Annotated in this window: 16 protein-coding genes; 4 read left to right on the plus strand and 12 right to left on the minus strand. The window is 65.3% G+C overall.

All coding sequences use genetic code 11. From position 1 onward, the window contains the following. Positions 1 to 17 precede the first annotated feature (17 nt). Positions 18 to 1,847: a M2 family metallopeptidase gene (locus tag DB31_RS08740; RefSeq protein WP_083968082.1), complete on the minus strand. Its 1,830-nt coding sequence runs from the start codon at positions 1,845 to 1,847 to the stop codon at positions 18 to 20. A 178-nt stretch (positions 1,848 to 2,025) separates the two neighbouring features. Here DB31_RS08740 and DB31_RS08745 point away from each other — a divergent pair, with 178 nt between their 5' ends. The 3 genes from DB31_RS08745 (at position 2,026) to DB31_RS08755 (ending at position 5,638) form a co-directional block, all read left to right on the plus strand. After that, a complete protein-coding gene (locus tag DB31_RS08745; protein ID WP_044185149.1) occupies positions 2,026 to 3,123 on the plus strand; it encodes a single-stranded-DNA-specific exonuclease RecJ in 1,098 nt (365 codons plus the stop codon). A gap of 23 nt (positions 3,124 to 3,146) precedes the next feature. Further along, positions 3,147 to 3,668 (plus strand): DUF3105 domain-containing protein, encoded by a 522-nt coding sequence (locus tag DB31_RS08750; RefSeq protein WP_044185152.1) that lies wholly within the window; start codon positions 3,147 to 3,149, stop codon positions 3,666 to 3,668. A 122-nt stretch (positions 3,669 to 3,790) separates the two neighbouring features. Continuing rightward, entirely contained in the window at positions 3,791 to 5,638 is a 1,848-nt protein-coding gene (locus DB31_RS08755) for a vWA domain-containing protein (protein WP_044185155.1), read from the plus strand. Positions 5,639 to 5,647: 9 nt separating this feature from the next. On the opposite strand, the gene DB31_RS08760 is transcribed toward DB31_RS08755, so the two are convergent. Next, on the minus strand, positions 5,648 to 6,943 hold the full coding sequence (locus DB31_RS08760) for a hypothetical protein (RefSeq protein WP_044185158.1): 1,296 nt from the start codon (positions 6,941 to 6,943) through the stop codon (positions 5,648 to 5,650). 108 nt (positions 6,944 to 7,051) lie between these two features. On the opposite strand from DB31_RS08760, the gene DB31_RS08765 reads away from it, so the two are divergent. Then, a complete protein-coding gene (locus tag DB31_RS08765) occupies positions 7,052 to 8,065 on the plus strand; it encodes a serine/threonine protein kinase (protein WP_052419818.1) in 1,014 nt (337 codons plus the stop codon). A gap of 5 nt (positions 8,066 to 8,070) precedes the next feature. Here the strand turns inward: DB31_RS08765 and DB31_RS08770 are convergent, their stop codons facing one another. The 10 genes from DB31_RS08770 to DB31_RS08810 form a co-directional block, all read right to left on the minus strand. Then, the gene (locus tag DB31_RS08770) at positions 8,071 to 8,361 is read right to left on the minus strand and encodes a PilZ domain-containing protein (RefSeq protein ID WP_169787021.1); all 291 of its coding nucleotides are present in this window, start codon (positions 8,359 to 8,361) and stop codon (positions 8,071 to 8,073) included. 122 nt (positions 8,362 to 8,483) lie between these two features. Beyond that, positions 8,484 to 9,017 carry a Mov34/MPN/PAD-1 family protein gene (locus DB31_RS51515; protein WP_083968083.1) on the minus strand — a complete coding sequence of 178 codons (534 nt, stop codon included), beginning with the start codon at positions 9,015 to 9,017 and terminating at the stop codon, positions 8,484 to 8,486. Then, positions 8,983 to 10,815 carry a ThiF family adenylyltransferase gene (locus tag DB31_RS08775; RefSeq protein WP_476702759.1) on the minus strand — a complete coding sequence of 611 codons (1,833 nt, stop codon included), beginning with the start codon at positions 10,813 to 10,815 and terminating at the stop codon, positions 8,983 to 8,985. The genes DB31_RS51515 and DB31_RS08775 overlap by 35 nt, the downstream gene beginning before the upstream one ends. Continuing rightward, positions 10,812 to 11,906 (minus strand): SMODS domain-containing nucleotidyltransferase, encoded by a 1,095-nt coding sequence (locus tag DB31_RS08780; RefSeq protein ID WP_044185168.1) that lies wholly within the window; start codon positions 11,904 to 11,906, stop codon positions 10,812 to 10,814. Before DB31_RS08780 ends, DB31_RS08775 begins: the two co-directional genes overlap by 4 nt. A 61-nt stretch (positions 11,907 to 11,967) precedes the next feature. Next, positions 11,968 to 13,323, minus strand: coding sequence for a hypothetical protein (locus DB31_RS08785; RefSeq protein ID WP_240486595.1), 1,356 nt, complete (start codon positions 13,321 to 13,323; stop codon positions 11,968 to 11,970). A gap of 92 nt (positions 13,324 to 13,415) precedes the next feature. Continuing rightward, a complete protein-coding gene (locus DB31_RS08790) occupies positions 13,416 to 13,772 on the minus strand; it encodes a hypothetical protein (RefSeq protein WP_044185175.1) in 357 nt (118 codons plus the stop codon). A gap of 47 nt (positions 13,773 to 13,819) precedes the next feature. After that, positions 13,820 to 16,789 (minus strand): CHAT domain-containing protein, encoded by a 2,970-nt coding sequence (locus tag DB31_RS08795; protein WP_240486596.1) that lies wholly within the window; start codon positions 16,787 to 16,789, stop codon positions 13,820 to 13,822. Further along, complete coding sequence (locus DB31_RS08800) at positions 16,789 to 17,331, minus strand: RNA polymerase sigma factor (RefSeq protein WP_044185180.1); 543 nt, start codon at positions 17,329 to 17,331, stop codon at positions 16,789 to 16,791. The genes DB31_RS08795 and DB31_RS08800 overlap by 1 nt, the downstream gene beginning before the upstream one ends. A gap of 82 nt (positions 17,332 to 17,413) precedes the next feature. Next, positions 17,414 to 19,159 (minus strand): SAVED domain-containing protein, encoded by a 1,746-nt coding sequence (locus DB31_RS08805; protein ID WP_083968141.1) that lies wholly within the window; start codon positions 19,157 to 19,159, stop codon positions 17,414 to 17,416. Between the two features lie 209 nt (positions 19,160 to 19,368). Further along, the gene (locus tag DB31_RS08810; RefSeq protein WP_052419819.1) at positions 19,369 to 20,250 is read right to left on the minus strand and encodes a nucleotidyltransferase domain-containing protein; all 882 of its coding nucleotides are present in this window, start codon (positions 20,248 to 20,250) and stop codon (positions 19,369 to 19,371) included. Positions 20,251 to 20,333: the final 83 nt, after the last annotated feature.

Genomic DNA, 20,333 nt, shown 5'->3' on the forward strand with positions numbered 1-20,333 from the left:
ATGTCCATCCGGGAAGTTCACCAACCGCAGGTCTGGCCCTTGTTCTGCTGCTGGAGCCATTGACGCAGTGGGCTGAAGTACTCGATGAGCGGCGTGGCATCCATCTGCCGCTGGCCCGTCATGGCGAACAGGGCCTCCTGCCACGGCTTGCTGGCGCCCAGCTCGAGCATGGCCTGGAGCCGCTTACCGGCCTCCTTGTTCCCAAACACCGAGCACTCGTGGAGAGGGCCCTTGTAGCCAGCCGCCTCACACATGGCCTTGTGGAACTGGAACTGGAGGATACGGGCCAGGAAGTAGCGCGTGTAGGGCACGTTGGCGGGCACGTGGTACTTGGCGCCCGGATCGAAGTCCTGCTCGGTGCGGGCCACCGGCGGGGCCACGCCCTGGTACTTCTGGCGCAGCGCCCACCACGCCTTGTTGTAGTCGGCCGGCGCCGTCTTCCCGGAGAACACGTCCCAGCGCCACTGATCGATCAGCAGGCCGAACGGCAGGAACGCCACCTTCTCCAGCGCGTCCTTCAGCTGGAGGTTGATGAGGTTCTTCTCGTTCTTCGGCACGTCTTTCAGCAGGCCGATCTGCTTGAGGTAGGCCGGGGTGATGGACAGGGTGATCGCGTCGCCAATGGCCTCGTGGAAGCCGTCATTGGCGCCCGCCTGGAAGAGCACGGGGAGCTGGTAGTAGTAGGTGAAGTAGTAGTCGTGGCCCAGCTCGTGGTGGATCGTGACGAGATCCTCCTCGGTGGGCTTGATGCACATCTTGATGCGCAGATCGTTGTTGAACGTCACGTCCCACGCGCTGGCGTGGCACACCACCTCGCGATCGCGCGGCTTGGTGAACTGCGAGCGCTCCCAGAAGGTCTGCGGCAGCGGCTTGAGCCCCAGCGACGTGAAGAACGACTCGCCCGTCTTCACCATCTTGATGGGATCGTAGCCCTGCGACTTGAGGGCCGCCGTCACGTCCAGGCTGGCCTGGCCGGGGTACGGCTCCACCAGCGGATAGATGTTGGCCCACTCCTGGGACCACATGTTGCCCAGCAGGTGCGCCGGGATGGGCTTGCCCGCGGGCACCTTGTCCGCGCCGTACTTCTTGGCCAGCTGGCCACGCACGTAGCAGTGCAGATCGTCATAGAGCGGCTTCACCTGCTGCCACAGCCGCTGGGTGTCCTTCTCGAAGGCGTCCGGCGACATGTCGTAGGCGGACTTCCAGAGATCGCCGATGTTGGCGAAGCCGATCTCCTTGGCGCCCTCGTTGCCCAGCGCGACGAAGCGCTCGTAGAGCGGGCGCATGGGCTGGGAGATGGAGTGCCAGCCGCGCCACGCGTCCAGCAGCTCGTCGTAGTTGCGGCTGGTGGAGAGCACATCCTCCAGCTCGCCCAGGTCCTTGCAGGACTCCTTCCCGGCGTTGTCCTTCTTGCAGTACTTGCCCTTGCCGTAGAGGCCCTCGAGCTTGGCGGCGATGGCGGCCAGGTCCGCGCGCTTCTGCGCGTCCGAGGGCGCGGCGATGGCCGAGCTCACCTTCAGCAGGTGGATGGTGCGCGCGGTGTCCGCATCCAGCTTCAGCCCCTCGAAGCGGCGCGAGTCCTTGATGGCCTGGTTCATGTACGCGAGCACCTCCTCGTTGATGGAGGCCGCGTTCCGCTCGGTGTCGTCGGTGATGTACGTGGACTTGATCCACTCGGCCGTGGACTGCTTGACCCAGAGGCGCTTCAGGTCCGAGTTGACGCGCTCGGCGAACTGCTTGGCGTCCGCGGCGGTGGGCTTGCTCTGGGCGGCTGCCGGCAAGGCGGACAGGAGCGCGGCCGCGCAGGCCACGCGCACGGTGGACAGCAAGGAGGGGTGTCGGATCATGGCGCGGGACCCTAGAGGAAGCGCTGCTTGAAGGCACCCTGAAACGTTGGATCTCAGGAGGGGACTTCCCTGCTGACGCAGTGCGAAAAGCGCCAGGCATTCAGTCCTTGCTCGGAGAGCGAGCGGGCGGAGTGCGGGCGCCCTCGCGCTGGGCTGCCGGGCGCTACAGCTTGAGTCCATGCTGCTGGGACTGACAGGGGATCCAGGGTGGCCCGCGCCCGCCGAAGCGCTGGCGAAAGCGCGTCGCTTCCTGGAGGCACAGAAGGACCGTCATGTCCTCGTGGCGCCTCATACCGACGTGGATGGGCTCTCCTCGGGAGTCTTGGCGCTGCGGGCACTGCGGACGCTCGGGGCGCGGACCACCTCGCGGCTCCCGGGCAAGGGTGAGCACGCTCACTCGCCTGCCTTCCAAGAGCGCATGGCCAAAGTGGGCGCCGAGGCGCTCGTGGTGCTCGACATGGGGAGCCGCTCCGCCCCCATCCTTCCGGGCGTGCCCACGCTCGTCGTGGACCACCACCCGTCCACGGAGTACCCGGAGGGAGCGCTGGTGCTCACCAGCTACGGCCATGAGCCCATCGCCCCCACGAGCCTGTTGACCTATTCGCTCGTCTCGCCCCTGGTCATCCCTGGCCCACTGGAGTGGCTGGCTGTGCTCGGCACCGTGGCGGATCTCGGGGTGGATGCTCCCCTGCCCTCGCTCAAGGACGCGCTGCGACGCGCGGGGCGTAAGGCCGTGACGGAAGCCGTGGCCTTGCTCAATGCCGCGCGACGCTCGTCCCACTTCGCCGCGTCCCTGGGGCTCGAGGTGCTGATGCGCGCGGGCAGCGCCGCGGACATCAACGAGGGCCGAGTGCCCGGCGTGGACGCGCTTCGTGACTGCCGTCTGGAGGTCCAGCGCGAGGTGACCCGCTGTGCGAAGACCCCTCCCCGCTTCTCTGGGAACGTGGCGCTGCTGCTGTTCAGCTCCGGCGCCCAGGTCCACCCGCTGGTGGCGGTGCGCTGGGCCCAGCGGCTGCCCGAGCACATCGTCATCGCCGCCAACGCGGGCTATCTCCCCGGCCGGGTGAACTTCGCCGTGCGCAGCCGCGAGCCGAGGGATCTCATCGCCTTCTTGCGCGGGCTGGAGCTGCCCTTCGAGGGCGAGTACGCCCGGGGCCATGCCCAGGCCACCGGAGGCAGCCTCTCCGCCCGGGAGTTCCTCCAGTTCACCGAGGCGCTCGGCTTCCGAGGGCTCCAGGCGAACGACGTGGAGCGCCGGGGCGTCGCGCCAGGCTGAGCCCCTTGAGGTATGAGGAGGCCATGCTCCGGCTCTCCCTCGTACTCCCACTCCTGTCGGTCTCGCTTCTGGCTTGCTCCTCCGAGTCCGATGATTGTGAGCGCTTCGACTTCCCCCTGGCCCCGCAGGTCTCGGCGAATCACACCCCCACCTGCGCGAGTGCTTGTGGCAACGGGCTGAGCCCTCCGAACGCGGGCCCCCACTGCAGCTCCACCCTCGCCTGCCAGACCTATGACATCGAGCAGCCGACGTGCGTCTGGCTGCACAACCTGGAGCACGGCCACGGGGTCTTCCTCTACAACTGTCCCGAGGGTTGCCCGGACGAGGTCGCCAAGCTCGAGCAGGCCCGGAACGAGGCGCGCGCTGGCTCTAATGGTGTCCGGCGGGCGCTGGTGGCTCCGGCCTCGGGTCTGCCCAACCGGGTCGCCGCGCTCCTGTGGCGCCGCACGTACCTGGCGGACACAGCGGATCCCGAGGCCCTCCGCTGCCTGCTCAAGCTCCAGGATCAGGACGCCCCCGAGCCGGGCCTCAGCTGCGCGCAATAAATAACCTGGGAGCTCGGCGGTCCAACCCGTTGAATCCTCAAGACTCACTGGGTTTTTTCCGCGCGTAGATCGAATCGGGGACTCGTGCGTTCGAGATTTATTCCCTCGAACACGGAGCCTCCATGTCTCAGTCGCTGCGCCGCCTGTCCCGCTGGGGAAGCACCTTCCTCGCCATGAGCCTCATCCCCGGGTGCGCCACCAAGAGCCCCCAGGAGGCCTCCGCTGTCCAGAAGGAGCGCGCCGACATTGCGCAGCAGGTCGCGCCCCAGCAGCCCCGCGCGCGGGCTGAGGCTCTGCCTCTCGTCGCGCCGGCCGAAAAGGTGGCCAAGGCGCAGCCCCCTGCGGAGCCCGAGGCCTCCGAGGAGGATGTCGAAGGCGAAGTGGTCGGAAGTGTCGAGGGAATGGTCATGGGCGGGGTGCTGGGAGCCCAAGTCTCGTCCGAATCCTCTCGGGCGTATGCCCCTCCGCCTCCGCCTCCGCCTACCAGCATGGCCTACCGGGCCAAGCCGGGGAAGAAGGCGATGATGCAGCCGGGGAGCATGGCGCCGAGCCCCAAGCCCAGCACTCCCCCCGTCACCGAGGTCGAGGACGGCGTCACCACCCAGCACGGCAACACCTTCGAGGCCTACGCGGCCAACCCCTTCACCACCACGAAGGAGGACGCGCTCTCCACCTTCGCGGTGGACGTGGACACCGCCTCGTACTCGCTGGCGCGCCGCTACCTGAAGCAAGGCTCCCTGCCCCCGCCCGAGGCCGTGCGCGTCGAGGAGTTCGTCAACTACTTCAAGTACCGCTACGCCCCGCCGGAGAAGGGCGCCTTCACGGTGCACATCGAGGGTGCGCCCTCCCCGTTCGGCGAGGGCCGGCACTTCCTGCGCGTGGGCGTGCAGGGCAAGATCGTCTCGCGCTCGCAGCGCAAGGCGGCGCACCTCGTGTTCCTGGTGGACACCAGCGGCTCCATGCAGTCCGAGGACAAGCTGCCGCTCGTCAAGGAGGCGATGAAGATCGCCGTCAAGAACCTCAACGAGAACGACACGGTGGCCATCGTCACCTACGCGGGCTCCACGCAGGACGTGCTGCCTCCCACGCCCGCCACGGACCAGAAGCGCATCTACGCGGCGATCGACTCGCTCCAGTCCGGCGGTGGCACGGCCATGGGCACGGGCATGGAGATGGCGTACCGCCACGCCGTGAGGAAGGTGGGCGGCAACGTGGTCTCCCGCGTGATCGTCCTCACGGACGGTGACACCAACATCGGGCCCAACCTCTCCGCGGACTCCATGCTGACGAGCATCAAGAACTACGTGGCCGAGGGCGTCACGTTGACGACGGTGGGCTTCGGCATGGGCAACTACCGCGACGACATGATGGAGAAGCTGGCGGACAAGGGGAACGGCAACAGCTTCTACGTGGACAGCTTCGCGGAGGCGAAGAAGGTCTTCGAGACGCAGCTCACGGGCACGATCGAGGTGATCGCCAAGGACGTGAAGCTCCAGGTGGAGTTCAACCCGGCCTCCGTGCGCCGCTACCGGCTGGTGGGCTACGAGAACCGCAACGTGGCGGATCGGGACTTCCGCAACGACAAGGTGGACGCGGGAGAGATCGGCGCGGGCCACAACGTCACGGCGCTGTACGAGGTGGAGCTGACCGGCGAGCAGGCCCCGCTGGCCACGGTGCGCATCCGCGCCAAGGCGCCCAACGGCACCGAGGCCGCCGAGCAGGCCTTCCCCTTCGAGCGGAGCATGCTGCGCTCCTCGGTGGAGGAGGCCTCCTCGGACTTCCGGTTCGCGCTGGCGGTGGCGTCCACGGCGGACATCCTGCGGCACAGCCCGGCTTCGAAGGACTGGAGCCTGGCCACCGCGCGCAAGCTCGGCGAGGGCGCCTCCGATGGCACCGCCGAGCGCACCGAGTTCCTGAAGCTGGTGACGCAGGCCCAGGCACTCATGGGCGCCTCGGCCGCGCGCCGTTAGCTTCCAGCCTCAGTCCACCGAGGCCTGCGTGGCGAAGAAGACCACGCGGCCTCCCGAGGCGGGATCCGTGACGCCACTGACGCCCTCGGTGGCCGTCCACAGGTTGGTGCCCGAGCCCGTGGCGTGCATGCCCTCGGGCATCTTCGCCCACTGGGCGCTGCCCGACAGGTAGGCCGTGCGCGAGGCGCTCGTGGACACCTTGAAGAGCGCCCCGCCATAGCGCGTGGAGCTCAGCCAGTACGAAGTGGCCGCCGTCGAGGTCATGATCGGAGCCACGCCCTGCACGTTGGGCTCGTTCATGATGTAGGCCTTCTCAGGGGCCACCAGGCCACTCACCGTCTTCAGCTTGTTCGTGGCGGAGTCCAGCGGCCAGCGGTAGAGCCGTCCACCCAGCCCCGGCGTCGAGCCGTCATAGGGGCACGAGGTGCCGGTGTTGTTGCAGTACTCGCCCGAGAGCACCACCGGCGTGGTGCCGCGCGTGTCCTTGCCCAGGAAGGAGAACTTCGGGCGGCACGGGCTCACGGTGGCCGTGGGCACCACGTACGCGCTCACCTGCGGCAGCACGTACTTGTACCCGTAGGCGCACCACACCGAGCCCACCTTCCCGATCGCCGTCTCACACGTAGTGCTGGTGTCCACCTGGCGGATCTGCGTGAGGTCGAACACGCGGATGCCATCGGCGGTGTCGGCCATATAAAGGTAGTTGCCGAACCAGGCCAGGCCACCGCCGTGCTCGGGGATGGTGGTGAAGTTGCCGGAGCTGGTGGGCCGCACCAGCAGCACGTGCCGGTAATTCACCGCGCTCAGGGACATGTCCGAGATGTCCGCCACGGAGATGCGCACGCCCTTGTCCGGAGCGGCGGCCGCGTAGTGCCAGGCGACGACGGCGACGTTGGTGCTACCGGAAACGCCCGCCGTCATGCCCTGGGGGATCCACTCTGTGGTGGACATGTCCCCGTCGTTCCAACGGAAGCCGCCCTTGTAGCCCGCCGCCGGCGGGTGGTTGAGCGAGCCCAGCACAGGCCCTGCACGGTTCAGATCCAGCAGGACATCATCCAGCCCCAGTGCCGGACCCACAGGCGTCATGTACGAGGTGTAGGCGCTCCAGGTGTTCTGATCCTGCAGCTTCAGGCAGCTCGCATCGTGCGTCGCGAGCGGGGCGCCCTCGGTGAGGGCCTGCTGCACGGCCCCCGAGCCCTCCTCTGGGAGCGCCTCGGCCTCGGGGCCACACCCCGTCAGCCCCGCCCCCGCCAGACACACCGCGATGAACAGGCCTCTTCCCTCTGTGAACGCGCTCTTCAACATGTGCTCCTTGCTCGAACCGTGTCCCCATCAGAGGGCCCGAAATCACGGTTATCCCAATTTAATTGGATTTTTCCTGTTAGACTGGGACATCACCGCCGAGGCCCTCTCATGGCGCCGTCCCCCCGGAAAGCTCCCCCCACTCCCTTTGGGGACTACCTCCTCCTCGATCGCATCAGCATTGGCGGCATGGCCGAGCTCTGGCGCGCCAAGATGTTCGGGAGCGAGGGCGGCGGGCGGCTCGTGGCGCTCAAGCGGATCCTCCCGTTCCTGTCGATGGACGAAGAGTTCATCGCGATGTTCCTGGACGAGGGGCGGCTGGGGCTCCAGCTGCTCCACACCAACATCGCGCAGACCTTCGAGATGGGACAGGTCAACTCCGAGCCCTTCCTCTCCATGGAGTACGTGGCCGGCAAGTCGCTGGGAGACATCTTCGAGCACCACCGCAAGGGGGGCGAGCCCGCGCCCCTGCCCCTGGTGCTCCACTGCATCGCGGAGATGTGCGCGGGCCTGGACTACGCGCACCGGAAGAAGGACGGCACGGGGAGAGACTTGAACCTCGTCCACCGAGGCCTCTCCCCCCACGACGTGCTGCTCTCCTTCAACGGTGAGGTGAAGGTGATCGACTTCGGGATCGCCAAGGCCACGGGCCGGGTGACGCAGACGCAGCCCGGCATCATCAAAGGCAAGTTCGGCTACATGAGCCTGGAGCAGATCGACGGCCCGGCGGTGGATCGGCGCGCGGACGTATTCGTGATCGGCGTGTGCCTCTACGAGCTGCTCACGGGCGAGCGGCTCTTCCCGGGGGATAACCCGATCGACATCATCGAGAAGATGCGCCAGATGCAGGTGGCGCCGCCGTCCCAGTTCAACGCCGACGTGCCCCAGGTGCTGGATCGGATCGTCTTCCGCGCGCTGGCGCCCAACGTGAACGAGCGCTACGCGTACGCGAGCGAGCTGGGCGACGATCTGCGGCGCTTCCTGGCCCAGTATGGCGAGCGCTTCACGCAGGAGGATCTGCGGAAGTACCTGCGCACCACCTTCGCGCAGGATGTCCAGAGAGAGGAGCAGCGGCTGCGGGAGTACGCGCAGATGACGCCGCCCAAGGACTTCGACTTCTCCTGAGCGCGCTACCCGGCGAGGAGGCTGTGGGCCTCGACGGGGACCTGGGTGAAGCGCACGCCCATGCGGCTGGGGGACTGGGACTCACCGGCGGGCTGGGCCCAGACCACCTCGCCCCGGAAGGGCAGCTCGCGGCCATCGACTTCGAAGGTGCCGTGGAGCAGCGAGCCGGGGATGAAGACGAACGGAGCCTCCACGCTGAAGCCACCCGCGGAGACATCCGCGGTGTGGACCGGCAGCCGATTGCCGAGGAGGAGCGAGACACTGCGAGCGCTACGGGCAGAGCGGGAACGGAGCATGCACACATGGTGATACATCCCTGTGGCTCCGCAAGTTTCCCGCTCCACCCTTCTCTTCCTCCGGTCTCATCCCCTCTGAGAGATTGTTCGGTCCCGGCATGTTGCCGGGCGGTCCATGAATGTCAGCGAGGCTCTGGCTCAACCGGCTCCTTGAGCCTCTGAAGAGGGACTGCGTCCCGGCTCTTGGGGACAACGTGGGCACTGACCAACCACTTCCCAGAAGGATCCCCTCCTACAATAAGCAGGATGGGTTCAGGGCAGCGATAATCCGCAGTGCTTGCGATGATCTCGAGTTGCTGAAGATCTGTATCGCTCGGCACCGGCGCAGCGTAGGGGTGGAAGTGCCACTCACCCAGATAATGGGCACCACGTGAGGCCCAGCGGCGATCGAGCCATCTCTGGAGACCTCTCGTGCCACGCTGGAACCAGCTTGGCCCGCGAACCGAATCTACGGGGGAGCCAGACGCAGCACTCACCCGAGCACAATCGAGCGCGGCGGAGTACACCCCCACGAGGATGCCTCCCGTCTCTTTCCTCCACGAAGAGCGGCACAGGTGGAGAAGCCGCCGGACGGTGGCCCCTGGGATATGCACACCGAAGCGGGCATCCGCAGAGCGAAATTCAAGATCGGGCATGGGCTTCCACAGGGGACACATGGTTCACTCCGCGGAAGAAGTCGTTGTGTTCATCACGCTCATAGACATCAAGACGCGCGGCAGGGCGCGCCGTTGCCGCCTGCACCAGCGACTTCACTGCGATAGCAGCGGCCAACGCCACGTCATCCGCCCGAGCAGGAAAGACGGGATGCCAGCAACCGAGTCCCTCCCTGGGAAGATTGGTGCGCTTGAGCTCGTCGTGCTCCAGGCGGATCCACGACCCGGCCTGCTTCCAGAACTCCTCGAACGGAAAAGAGGTGCCCGTAGCGCTGAAGCACAAGAGACGCCGGGCCCTCACACCAAAGGAAGTGGAGAAGAACAGGCGGGACGCTTCCCAGGCAAACCGGTGCAGCGTCTCAAGGACCTCGTCCGAGGCGGTACAGTCCAGGATCGTGTCGCAACGAGATACGAGCCAAGTGCTTCGAGCCATTTGATCGTCTAACTGTTTCCGAAAGGCATGGACCTGCAGGTCCGGATTGAGGGTGCGCAGATGATGCGCGAGCGCCTCGGCCTTGGAATACCGGACATCCGTTACGTCGAGTGTGTGGCGGACGAGATTCCCGGCTTCGAGAGTTTCTCCATCCAGAATGACTAGGCGGGAGACGCCGCCACGGACGAGCAATTCCGCCATGGCGGAGCCCAGAGCCCCTGCGCCAAGCAACAACACCCATGAGCTTCGCAGCGGCTCCGGCAGCGCTCCACGGCTCCGCAAATCTTCGGGCGCCCAGTTTTCAGTGCGGAGCCAGTGAATCGGACGTGCTTTCTCGAACAGATTGACCTGATCGTAGAGCCAATACCCCTGCTCGTTACGGCGGTAGCCGCGCGGAGCCAGGTCGCCATGGGCGAAGATTGGCAGCCGAAGCGCCCACCAATGCATGCGCACGTTCGGCCCATCGATCTTCTCCGGAATCGGAAAGCCGATGAGGCACAGGTGGCGCTCGCCATCCCGGAGCTTCGAGGAAAAACCCTGAAGCTCCTTTCGGAGCTCCAGTCCCCGGGACCGAAGCGCCTCCTCCAGCTCGGGCCAGCACGTGGGAGGGGCATAGGGGGACAAAACTGGGAGCGAGTCACACCGCATCCACGGTACACGGAAGCGTCGTCGTCGAGACCTTGAGCGGAACAGGTCTCCCCAGTCGAGCGAGACCAGCCGCCGGCCGTCGAGCGAGGAGAACGCATCGACAACACACAGCCGCGGGTTTCCAGGAACCGTGACCAAGTCCGCCCATCCCCGCGACTCTTGGCACTTCATCCAAGTGCCAAGTTCCCCAGGTCTCTCCCTGAAGACCACTTGCAAGGTTCCGTCCGTGGGCAGGTCGGGCAGTTCAAAGGCGTGACCTGGGGCGAGTAGACGGCCTTGGGCCGCAGCTTCAAGCCAGTCCCGTGCGCCCTTCACGTGCCACGCGAGCCGTGCCTCAGGGCTCCGGGGTTCCTCCTCTCTTGCCCGCAGTCCAAGCGCTGCAAGCCCTGTCTGCAGACACAGCCGCCCTTCCCGCCACGGCCGAGCTGCTGGCCCTGGATTGTTCAGGCGTTGGTGCGGATGCGTGCCCTCGATTCCACCCTTCTTGGAGGGGAAGAAGTCGATTCGTCCCCAGGGATAGTGCGCGTCGATGAGCGCATACCAGTCCGTCCATGCGGGGATGGAGCTCCCCGTGGTGTCCGCACGAAGGCGCAACGGGAGGACCCAACACTGCTCCTCTGAGTCCCAGTCCACGTCTCCGAGCAGTTCCACTCCGGCTATTCCATCCAGGACACGACGGCCCAGGCGGAGTGAGTCCGTCAGCGAGGGCGCGTCTGTCACGCGAACCTACCGCTGCCCACCATTCCCGGCCCTCCCTGGTGCGGTGTGAAGTTTCCTTGTGGGGGTGAGCCGCGCCCGGGCTCCGGGGCTCGTGGGAACTTGTCGCCAAAGAGCTCTCGCCATAGCGGCGCCGCCGTCTGCGCATCGGGTGCCTCGAAGGCTTGGCGTGCCTTTTTCGCGGCAGCGGCCACCTGCGCATGGAACTTCGCGAAGTCGTCACCGCTGATACGTGCCATGACGTTCTGATCCACACCCCGGTCTGGTGCGTAGGGAGCGTGCGTATTGGCGGCATGCAATGCGTAGCTCTGAGTGAACCGCTCCAAAGTCCGGACCACACCCTCGGCCACGGACGAGATTCCGTCCGGGCAGCAATCGCCGATGAGGTGCTCCAGTGGATAGCTCTTGGGCCGGTCAGGCAGTGCGCCCGCGTGAACAAGCCGCCACCACTTGAGGGCCTTCACGACGTTGACGAAGTGCCCCGAGCACCGGGCGTTCTTTTGGCTCGTCCAGCTCAGCTGTACCAGCGGGTGGGTGTCCTGCCACGCGCCCAAATCCCGGTCCGGAATCCGTAGCGGCTCCGACTTCCACTGAGGGTTGCCGTTCGAGTCTGTCTTGACGATCGGCTGCGACTCGTCCTCTTCGATCTGGAGGACGTCCTCGCTCTTGGCGAACGCGCTGTAGACACCAGCCTCGGCTTCCACCGGCGCGGCAGTAATGACGAGGTCCATCTCCACGGTGGACATCACGATGCCGAAAGAGCGGCCCTGCTGCCGGTACTTGTCGTGGTAGTACTTCTCGAGAAAGGGCCTGAAGCAAGCCATGGCCTCAGCGGGCGTGAACTCGGACTCCTTCATGCGGGTCACAACGATGAGGTCGACATCCGCCTTCTTGCCGTCCTTGGGCCGGACCGCTGTGCGGCGCTTGTAGCTGCCCTGGAGGAACATGCTCACGAAGCCTGTCTTGAGCTGCGCGTCCGACTGCAGGCGCTCCTTCAGCCTGGAGTACCCATCAATCATCTCGGCACGCTGGGCTTTGGTCGGACGGATGTCTTGGAGGAAATCAGCGAAGTAGGTGGGAAGGGGAAGTGTCATGGCACATGGATCACGAATGGCGCGGCACTTGTTACATGCGCCGCCATGGCTTTCCTGAGGCTCAGCGCGAAAGCCGGTCCACGAGCCGCACCGCCGGGTCTCCCAGCAGGGTGTAGCTTGTGAGGTCGTGCCGCTCCATCCACAGGTGGGCTCGCTCCGTGGTCCGCTCTTTGGCCTGCTCCTCGTCAATCTCTCCGGACAGCGACTGACCCGAGGAGCCAGCTGCGGCGGTCTCTTGGTGATACTTCCGAAGTTCCCTGTCTGCCTTCGAGGCAAAGCGCGACAGGGAATGAAGCGCGAGCCCCACCCGGGAGCCCTCCACCATGGTCGTCAGCACATCCTCCAGCCGGTGGGTATGCGTCTCCCCGTTCCGGGGATTATGGAAAGCGCAGATCCATGCCATGTCCAGGTGGCCGATAACAGCGAGGGGCCCTTTGGGATTGGCCAGCGCTGCTTGGGGCAATGCTGCGATAAAGGGCCGCGCATCTAGGGGGCGGGACCGATCGACACGCTCCAGTACCCATTGCGACATCACGCTCGTTTGGACGAGTTGCTCCATCCAGGGCCGGAACACGCTCCGCGTCGGCGTGCCCGCGCCGAAGCAAGCAAAGTAGAACCAGATGCCTCCCGGCAGGAACTCCTTCTGACGGACCTCGTCGGCAGTCAATGCGGTTCCCTGGCCGAACCACATGTTGCCCTGCTCCCGCCTCTGCGCTTCCGGGCTCACCCAACCCGAGGTTGGCGCCCCAACGCCATGACTCAAAGTGAAGAGCAGGCCAGGCTCCGGAGCACGGACCAGTTCCAGCAGCTTTTCTTTGGCGCCCGCGGGCAACTGCTCCACCGTCAGGGAACTCGCCGGAAAGTATCCCTTGTCGCGAGCCTCCGAGCACCGCTGTGCCGCCGGAGCGACGACGAACCTGTGGCCGCTCAGCACCGGGGGCGACATGTCCTGCGCCGTCAAAAATACAGCCCGGGCCTGCTGAGGACGTGCCGCATCCCGCTCACGGGTCAGCACCTTCTCAACATAAGCTGCGTAGTCGTCCTCTCGCTCGAAGGGCAGGCGCCCCACGAGGGTGACGCCTTCGCCCGTCAGTTCCTCCTGCAGTTCCATCGAGAGATCTTCTGGTGTCCCAGCGAGCAGCACGTAGCTGGCGTGCTCTCGCGAAGACCGGGACGTCGGGTACATCGTGTCGGCCAGGAACTTACGTGCCTCTTTCTCATTCATCCCCGGAGGGGCACGGTAAATGTCCACGCTCCGGCGCTGCTCTTCCGCACGACGCTTGCAAAGCGGCGAGAGGATGGCTTCGAGGCGCCGGCCTCTCTCGTTGTCAGGAACTACGAGCGCCCATCTCTGCTCCTCGAGCGAGTTCGGATCGGCGGACAGGTTGTACAGGTGGGTGGGCTTGGGCAGGGGCACTGGAAGCGGTGCCTCCCACAGGGACTCCAGCGGAAGAGGCATCTCGATGACGGGGCGCCCGTCTCCTGCCTGTGCGAGCAATAGCTGCAGTGTCACTTCTTCCCTCCCTTGCCGTCTCCCTTGCTGTCTCCCTTGCCTTCCTTGATCCCAGGACGGCTGGTGCTGCCCGCTTTGTCTCCTCCCGTGTTGGTATCGGTCGGAGGCATGCCGTAAGTCACCCGCGCTCCCTCGGCCTTGACCTGCGCCACAAAGCGGTCGAGATCCGCGAGCGACCCCTGGACTACAAAGATGACCTGCGGCTGGTCATCCATCACCCCATAGGCAGTGAAGCTTCCCTCCTCGCGCGACTGGACGATGTAAACGTGACGCCCTTCCTCTGGATACCCCTCGAAGAACGGCTTGCTATCCCACTTCGAAAAATCCAGCGGCTCCACCGACTCACCCGTCATGACGCCTCCCTGTTGCATGATGACTGCCGCGATGCGGCAGCAAGCTCTCACTCGAACACCAAGACGCCATTGATCCAGTCGGAGTCTTTACCCCCGCGCAGCCACTCGAGGCGTTCGTCGCGAGTAGCAATGCTAGGAGACGCACCTGCCCGGATGCGCTCGCGCACACTGCCGAAGAAGTCGGATGCGTCCTCGTTGGGGATGGGCTGGGTCGCAGCCAGCACCGTGCGTGCCCCCGCAGTGAGAAAGGCGTTGGGTAGGCTGCCATGCTCATGAAGGGCGGAGGTTCCGCGCGCGGCCTCGCAGGCCGCCAGGACGACCAGAGGCGCACTTGGGAGCTTCAGCTTGCGAATGCGGTCCTCGTAAAGCTCATCACTGCCATCCGACCCTGGGGCCAACAGCAAGTAGGCTGTGTTCGAGCCCGGATCGATCTGACCGTGCGTCGCCAGGTCGATTTCCGTCGCCTCTTGCAAGGCCGCCAGCACGCGGTTCGGGGTGGCATCCAAGTCCCGCAGGGTCCGAAGTGACGCGCCCGGCGCCACATGGGGCGACCACGTCAGTGAGAGTTGACTGCGTTGCTCGTCGTACCGGACCTCGCTCACCACGACGTGCACGCTGAGCCCTTGCGGAGGTTGGGGCGAAGTGGACCGCGTCCGGTACCGCCAGGCGAACTCTGGAGGAAGGAGTCCAGCGCGTCCCTGCAAAGGAGGCCGGGCCAGGACATCCACCGAGGCACAGGGTCTGAGGGCCTCCACCATGTCCTGGGGTACGACTCCCGCCAAGCTCGTGGGTTCGAACCTCTCACCGCGCACGGGGGCGTATTTGCTCATCCACTGCCCCTCCGAGCCCCGCGCCACCAACAGGCTTCGCTCGGTATCCTCAGTGAGCGCGAGGACGCACCGCGCCGGTACAGCGAGGCCCAACTCCGAGCCGAAGAGCCCCAGCGCCGCCGCGAAGTCGCTCTTCGCGGCGGCGGCGAAGATGAGGGACGTGTAGCTGTAGGCACGGGCATGCCTTGCCGTGACATCATCCGGCGACGCGGAATCCGCCTCGTGGATGGCCTCTTCCAGCAGCGCACGTCCCTTAATGGCATCCACCTCCACCAGGAAACGCCCCTGAAGGAACTTCGCGTAGGCCTGCTGCCCCAGGGTGTTCCCTGGCTCCAGCGCCAGCGCCTGCTCCACGGCCGCAGCGTCTCGGGGAGAGCGACGCGTCCGGGCCACGTCCACCAGAGCTTCAATGCCATGCCACGTGAGTGGCAATCCAACAGCCATGGCTTGATCCAGTTCGGCCCGCGCGTCATCCAACTCCAACGCCTGAATGGCCAGATGGGCGAGGTTCTGATGGATGTTGCGCGCGCTCTTCGAGTCGCCCTCGGACATCAAGAGAGCCTCGCCGAAGTAAGCACGGCCCAGTGTCACGTCCGCCGCCAGACGCGCGGCGTTGCCCAGCGTCTGCAGCAGCACTCGCTCCCGATCCCACTGGGCCAGCCGGGCCAATGCCAATCCAGCGCGGGCGTGCCGCTCGGCATCGCTGACCTGAAAGAGCCAGCCAAACACGTGGGACAAATCGTTCTCAACATCAATGCACCGATAGACCAGTTGCTCTCTCTTGCAGAGGTCGAGCGCCTCCTCGAGGAGTTTCTGCGCCCGGGTGTAGCGCTCCTGTTCTTGTTCCCGCGATGCCTCCACCTGGAGTCCCAGAACCCGGAACCAAGGGTCCGGGTGAGCACGGGTCCGCTCCACGAGCTTGCTGGCGTATTGAGGACGGTGCTGGATGAGGTACGTGAGCGCGCCTAGAGCGAGATCGTCCTCACGCGACGCGAGAAACTTCTGGAGCAGCGCCTCCTCGTCGCGCGCTTCCACCTGCCCATTCATCAACTGGGCATATTGGGCCGCCAGCGGGGCGCGGACCGAGAAGTCCCGTGCGGCGATGCGCTGCACGTACTCCGCGAGCACCGTGCCGCCTCCCACGCTCTCATCCAGTTTCCTGGCCAAGGGAAGGAACTCGCGAACTTCCGCAGCGGACGTCCGGGCACGCACAGCGTGATAGAAGTCACGGCGCATCAACGGAACGTCTGCATAGAGAAGCGCCTGCGACAGTGCGGGAACGCCTCGGGCAATGAGCTCGCCTCCGGCTGCATCTGCTTTCTGCCAACGCTCCTTTCTCTGCAAGGCGCCGGAAAGCCGCTCCCTCTTTGCCCGGGCCTCGTTCCGCCAGCGCTCATCAGGCTCGGTACGCTCCAGCGACTCCAAGTCCGCCATGGCTGACAGGGGCAGCCCCAGGTCCCGGAACACCAGGGCACGGTTCCAACGCGCCTGGACGTGACCCGGCTCCCTGCGAAGCACCTCATTGAAAAGATGGAGCGCTTCCCGGAACTCCGCCATCGCGCTGGAAACCTCCTGGGACCGGGCGGCCACATAGTGCGCAACCCCCAGGTCACAGAGCACGTTCGCGTCCCATTTGCGCTCGCTCCGCATCCGCTTCAGGAGCACCTTGGCACGCGCGGTATCGGGTGCGCCGCCCGCCAAGTAGGCCGCAGCCAACTGAGGCAGATCCCCCCGTTCCTCCAACTGCCCCATGACAGCGTGAGAGAACCCATTCACATTCGAAGTGGGTGCGGAGCCCATGGGAATCTGGGCCAACGATCGGTAGGTGTCCGCCTCTGGATACGTGACGCGTGCTTCCAGCGTCCGCTGCTGCCGCGCCCACAGCGCGGGCTCCACTCGCGATACGGACTTGCCCGTGAGGCCCAAAGCGAGCAGCAGCACGGCGGCAACGGATACCACCGCCGCACTGGCCGCCAACCACCGGTTCCGCGGAACGGCGTGCCAAGGCACCTCTACCGGGCCATGCCGCTCCAGGTAGCGCTTGCCGAGTTGTTCAAGCTGCAGCAGCCGAGTCAGCTCTGCCTGGCACCGCTCACACCCTGCCAGGTGCTTGCCGAAGGCCTGGGCGTCTGCTGGCGAGAGTTCTCCATCCGCGAAGGACTGGAGTGGGTCGCAGGGAGAGGACATCAGTGAGTTCCCTCATCGAGGTAAGGCTTGAGCAACTCGCCGAGCCTCTGGCGAGCATCGAACAACCGCTTGGCCACGAGTCCAGCAGACACGCCCAGCTTGCTGGCGATCTCCTGGTTGCGCAGTCCCTGGGAGCGGAGCAGAAAGGTGAGCCGCTGCTGCCGGGGCAGCTTCTCGATGGCCCACTCGAAGCGCTCCCGGGTGATGCGCTCGTACGTGTCCGAGGCCGCTCCCTGTCCCAGCGTCCAGCGGGTGATGGTCGGATCGTCTTCTGCCTTCTTCCGGCCCATGGTGCCTCGGATCAGGTCATAGAAGTGATTGGTCATGACGGTAATGAGCCAGCCATCCACTGGCTCTTCGTCCGCCTGGAGCGCTCCAGTGAAGCGCTCGACGAAGCGCAGCAGCGCCTCCTGGACCAGGTCTCTGGGTTCTATGCCCCCGAAGGCGCGACACAGTTTCTCGGCAATGGGCATCAGCAGCGCGTAATGCTTGGCGTGCCACTCATCGAAATTGCTGGCCACAATCTCCCCGGCGCTCTTCATGACCGTGTCTCCGGTCCGTCCCCAATAAGGACACGGAGGGCACATGAATTATTACGTCCCGACATGCGGGCAGCAGGGAGGATCATGAGCGGCGCCCGGCTTTGCGCGTGACGCATCCAGACCAGGGGACCTCCACATAGCCCTCGGACCTCCGGAAGTTGAAGAGCTTGAAGGTGGGATGCGTTTTCGGGTTGTAGACCCTGCCCAGTGCTGCTGCCAGACTGGCCGGACACGCCAGCGCGAGCCACACCTCTTGAACGTCTGGCCATTCAGCGCGGATGCGCTCCAGACATGTGCGGAACTCCTCGACGGCATGTGCCGTGTCCAGAGGTCCTCGCAGCACCGTAGGTGAGGGCCCACGGGCTGCCACCAGGCGCACCAGCGCGGGAGGTGCCTCGGTCCCCAGCCACCGGGCCAGTTCCTCGGAGTGGATGGACAGGTTCACCTCAAGGGTCATGGCCAGGCGTCCCCCCGATGCGCGTCCGGCCTCGGGAGCCGGCCAAGCCTCCTCCCGGAAGAACTTCTCCTCAGAAGAAGGCTGCTGCATGGAGTCGTAGCCACAGGTCCAAACGCCGGTGCGTCCTCTTTGCTCCTGGTACACGCTCAGCTTCCACCGGCTCAACCGCCACCCCAGATGGAACATGAGCGGCAAGGGGGCACGCCCGAAGAGGTGCACCTTTGAAACGTGTGTTCCAAGCGCGTCTACGAGCTGATCGGCCTGATCGAGTGCGCGCCGCCACTCCCGGGAGGTGGCGGGCAAATCATCCCTGACCTTGTCAAAGGGCTGCAGCACGACGACATCCGGATCCTCACCGGCCTCTCCTTTGAGCGCCTCGATGATGGAGGCATGCGCCACGTTGAAGTTCACCTCGTAGGCCACCACGAGTTCCTCCGGAAGCTCGGGGAGCGGCGTGTCTGGCGAGAACACTATGCGTTGCCCGCGCGCACGGGCCTCGGGCGGAGACTGCGCAAAGAACTGGAGCGATGCCCAGTCGAGGGACGACGCACTCAGTACCTCATGGGCTTTCTGAAAGGCTTCGTAGATGGGGACATTCTGTCCGCAGAGAGCTTGGTAGAACGCCCCCGTCATCTGTACAGAGCCGTTGATGCTCAGGGGCATCTGCGATGCGATGACCGCTGGGATGCCGAGGCGGTGAAGGTCGTGGGCCACCCCTCCAAACATGCTCCCCACCTGACCAGGATTACCGCCGTGACATGCGCTCAGCACGATTGCCTGTAGATCCCGGTGATAGGGACCCAGCACATCGCGAAGGCTGTCTCCATCAATCCGCGTGGGTCTGCTCGGCCGATGGGGATCTTTCCAGCTCAGTCCAAACGTTCCTCCGGGAACTGGGCCTCCGTGACACAGGATGTGGAGGATGCGAAACGGCTTCCCCTCTTGGCGTGCCTTTTTCAACCTGCTGCGAAGCGAATCCAGGGTCACATCCTTGAGTGCGTCCTGATCCTGATTGAAGTCGGGACACGCCTTCTGGATGGCGGAGAGATGGCGGTCCTCCTCGACATCCCCCTCCGCGTCGGACCAGGCGAACAGAACCCGGCCATGGCGGTGGGAGGCCGGGGGAGTCAACGTGTTGTGGGCCCATTCGAACTGCAGGGGATGCGGCGCGATCGTGCCAAGGCTTCGGCCTCCATGGCTGAGCGAAGTCAGTGACCAGGGGAGGCTGAACAGTTCCCCTGCGCTGAAGCGAAATAGCAGCCGACGAGGTGTGTGCGTTTCCTCGGCCTCAAGTAGAGCGTTCTCGTAGGCCTCCCAGCCCTCCAGTTCTTTCAGCACGTCCTCGAGAAATCTGCGCAGCAGATCACCCATCTGCCTTCGTACGGAGGAGGAGGGATCCGGGCGCAAGAACTCCGAACGAAGCGTCTCCACCTTGTCCCATGCGAGAAGGGCCGCCCCCAGCTTCCCCTTCGCACCTCGCGCGAAGTACTGCTGGGGCCTTCCATCAAACGCATAGGGCTCGTTCGGCCTCTCCGAGCGGCCCAACTCGATTGTCAGCGTGCGCAGTCCAGGCATGGTTCCTACCGGACTGGGTAGTCCGTCCCCAACAACTCCCGCCAGAGTTCGTTCGCGCCAGGCATGTCGACCCGCCGCTCAAGTTCCAGCGCTCGGGCCGCCTTGCGTGAGGCGCCCGAAAGCCGCTGCTGCCCTTGCTGAAGATGCCCCTCCCCTACTCCGGCATTCACAGGAGGCCCGAGCCCAGCGGGATCCTTCCAGTCAGCCCGGATGTGCTCGCTCATGAACTGAAACAGATGCGCCATGCCCTGCGCGTAGACGGACGGGTGGGACTCCGGCTGGAACGAGGCAATGCCCTCGTAGGCCATCACCTCCAGCAAGAACGACGGCACCGGCTTGCCTTGGAGTTGGTTCCAGCGCTTGATGGCCTTGATGAGCGGCTTCAGCCGCTGCATCGCTTTCCTGTTCGCCTCGTCACAGGCCGCGATGTGCTTGCGCGGATTGCTCCGGATCCACTGCCCCAAGCGCATATCGGGAATCCAGTAGATGCCCGGCTGGCGCAGATCTTCGAACGCGGGGACCACATCGAAACCGATGCCCGTCCCGGAGAACTCAATGTTGACCGAGCGGTTTTGCAGTCGCGGTTGCTTGCCGCGGAACTCCTTCCGCAGCGCTTGCGCGACGCGCTCGAGAAACTCTTGTGGCTGCAGGACCTTTCCGTTTCCGCTCGAGTCCGTCGTGAAGATGAGGAAGAGGTCGATATCGTGCAAAGGCCGGATGGCCGTATTCCGTCCATACGAGCCACTGAGAATGGACTCCCGCGGGCTCAGATGGTGACGCAACGCATCGAAGACGACCCGCTCCTGACGCTGCGCCTCGCGGTTCTCACCTTCGCGGAGCTCTAGGTCCTGCATGAACTGCTCGAATGACTGCGCCACAGTCGGCATCGTTGGTGTCTCCTCTCTTGCTAAGAGACACGAAGGAGACCGCAGGCATTACATCTGCTGAGCACAGCAAGCCGACAATTCCT

This window comes from Hyalangium minutum, assembly GCF_000737315.1.
In the GTDB taxonomy this organism is placed as follows: domain Bacteria; phylum Myxococcota; class Myxococcia; order Myxococcales; family Myxococcaceae; genus Hyalangium; species Hyalangium minutum.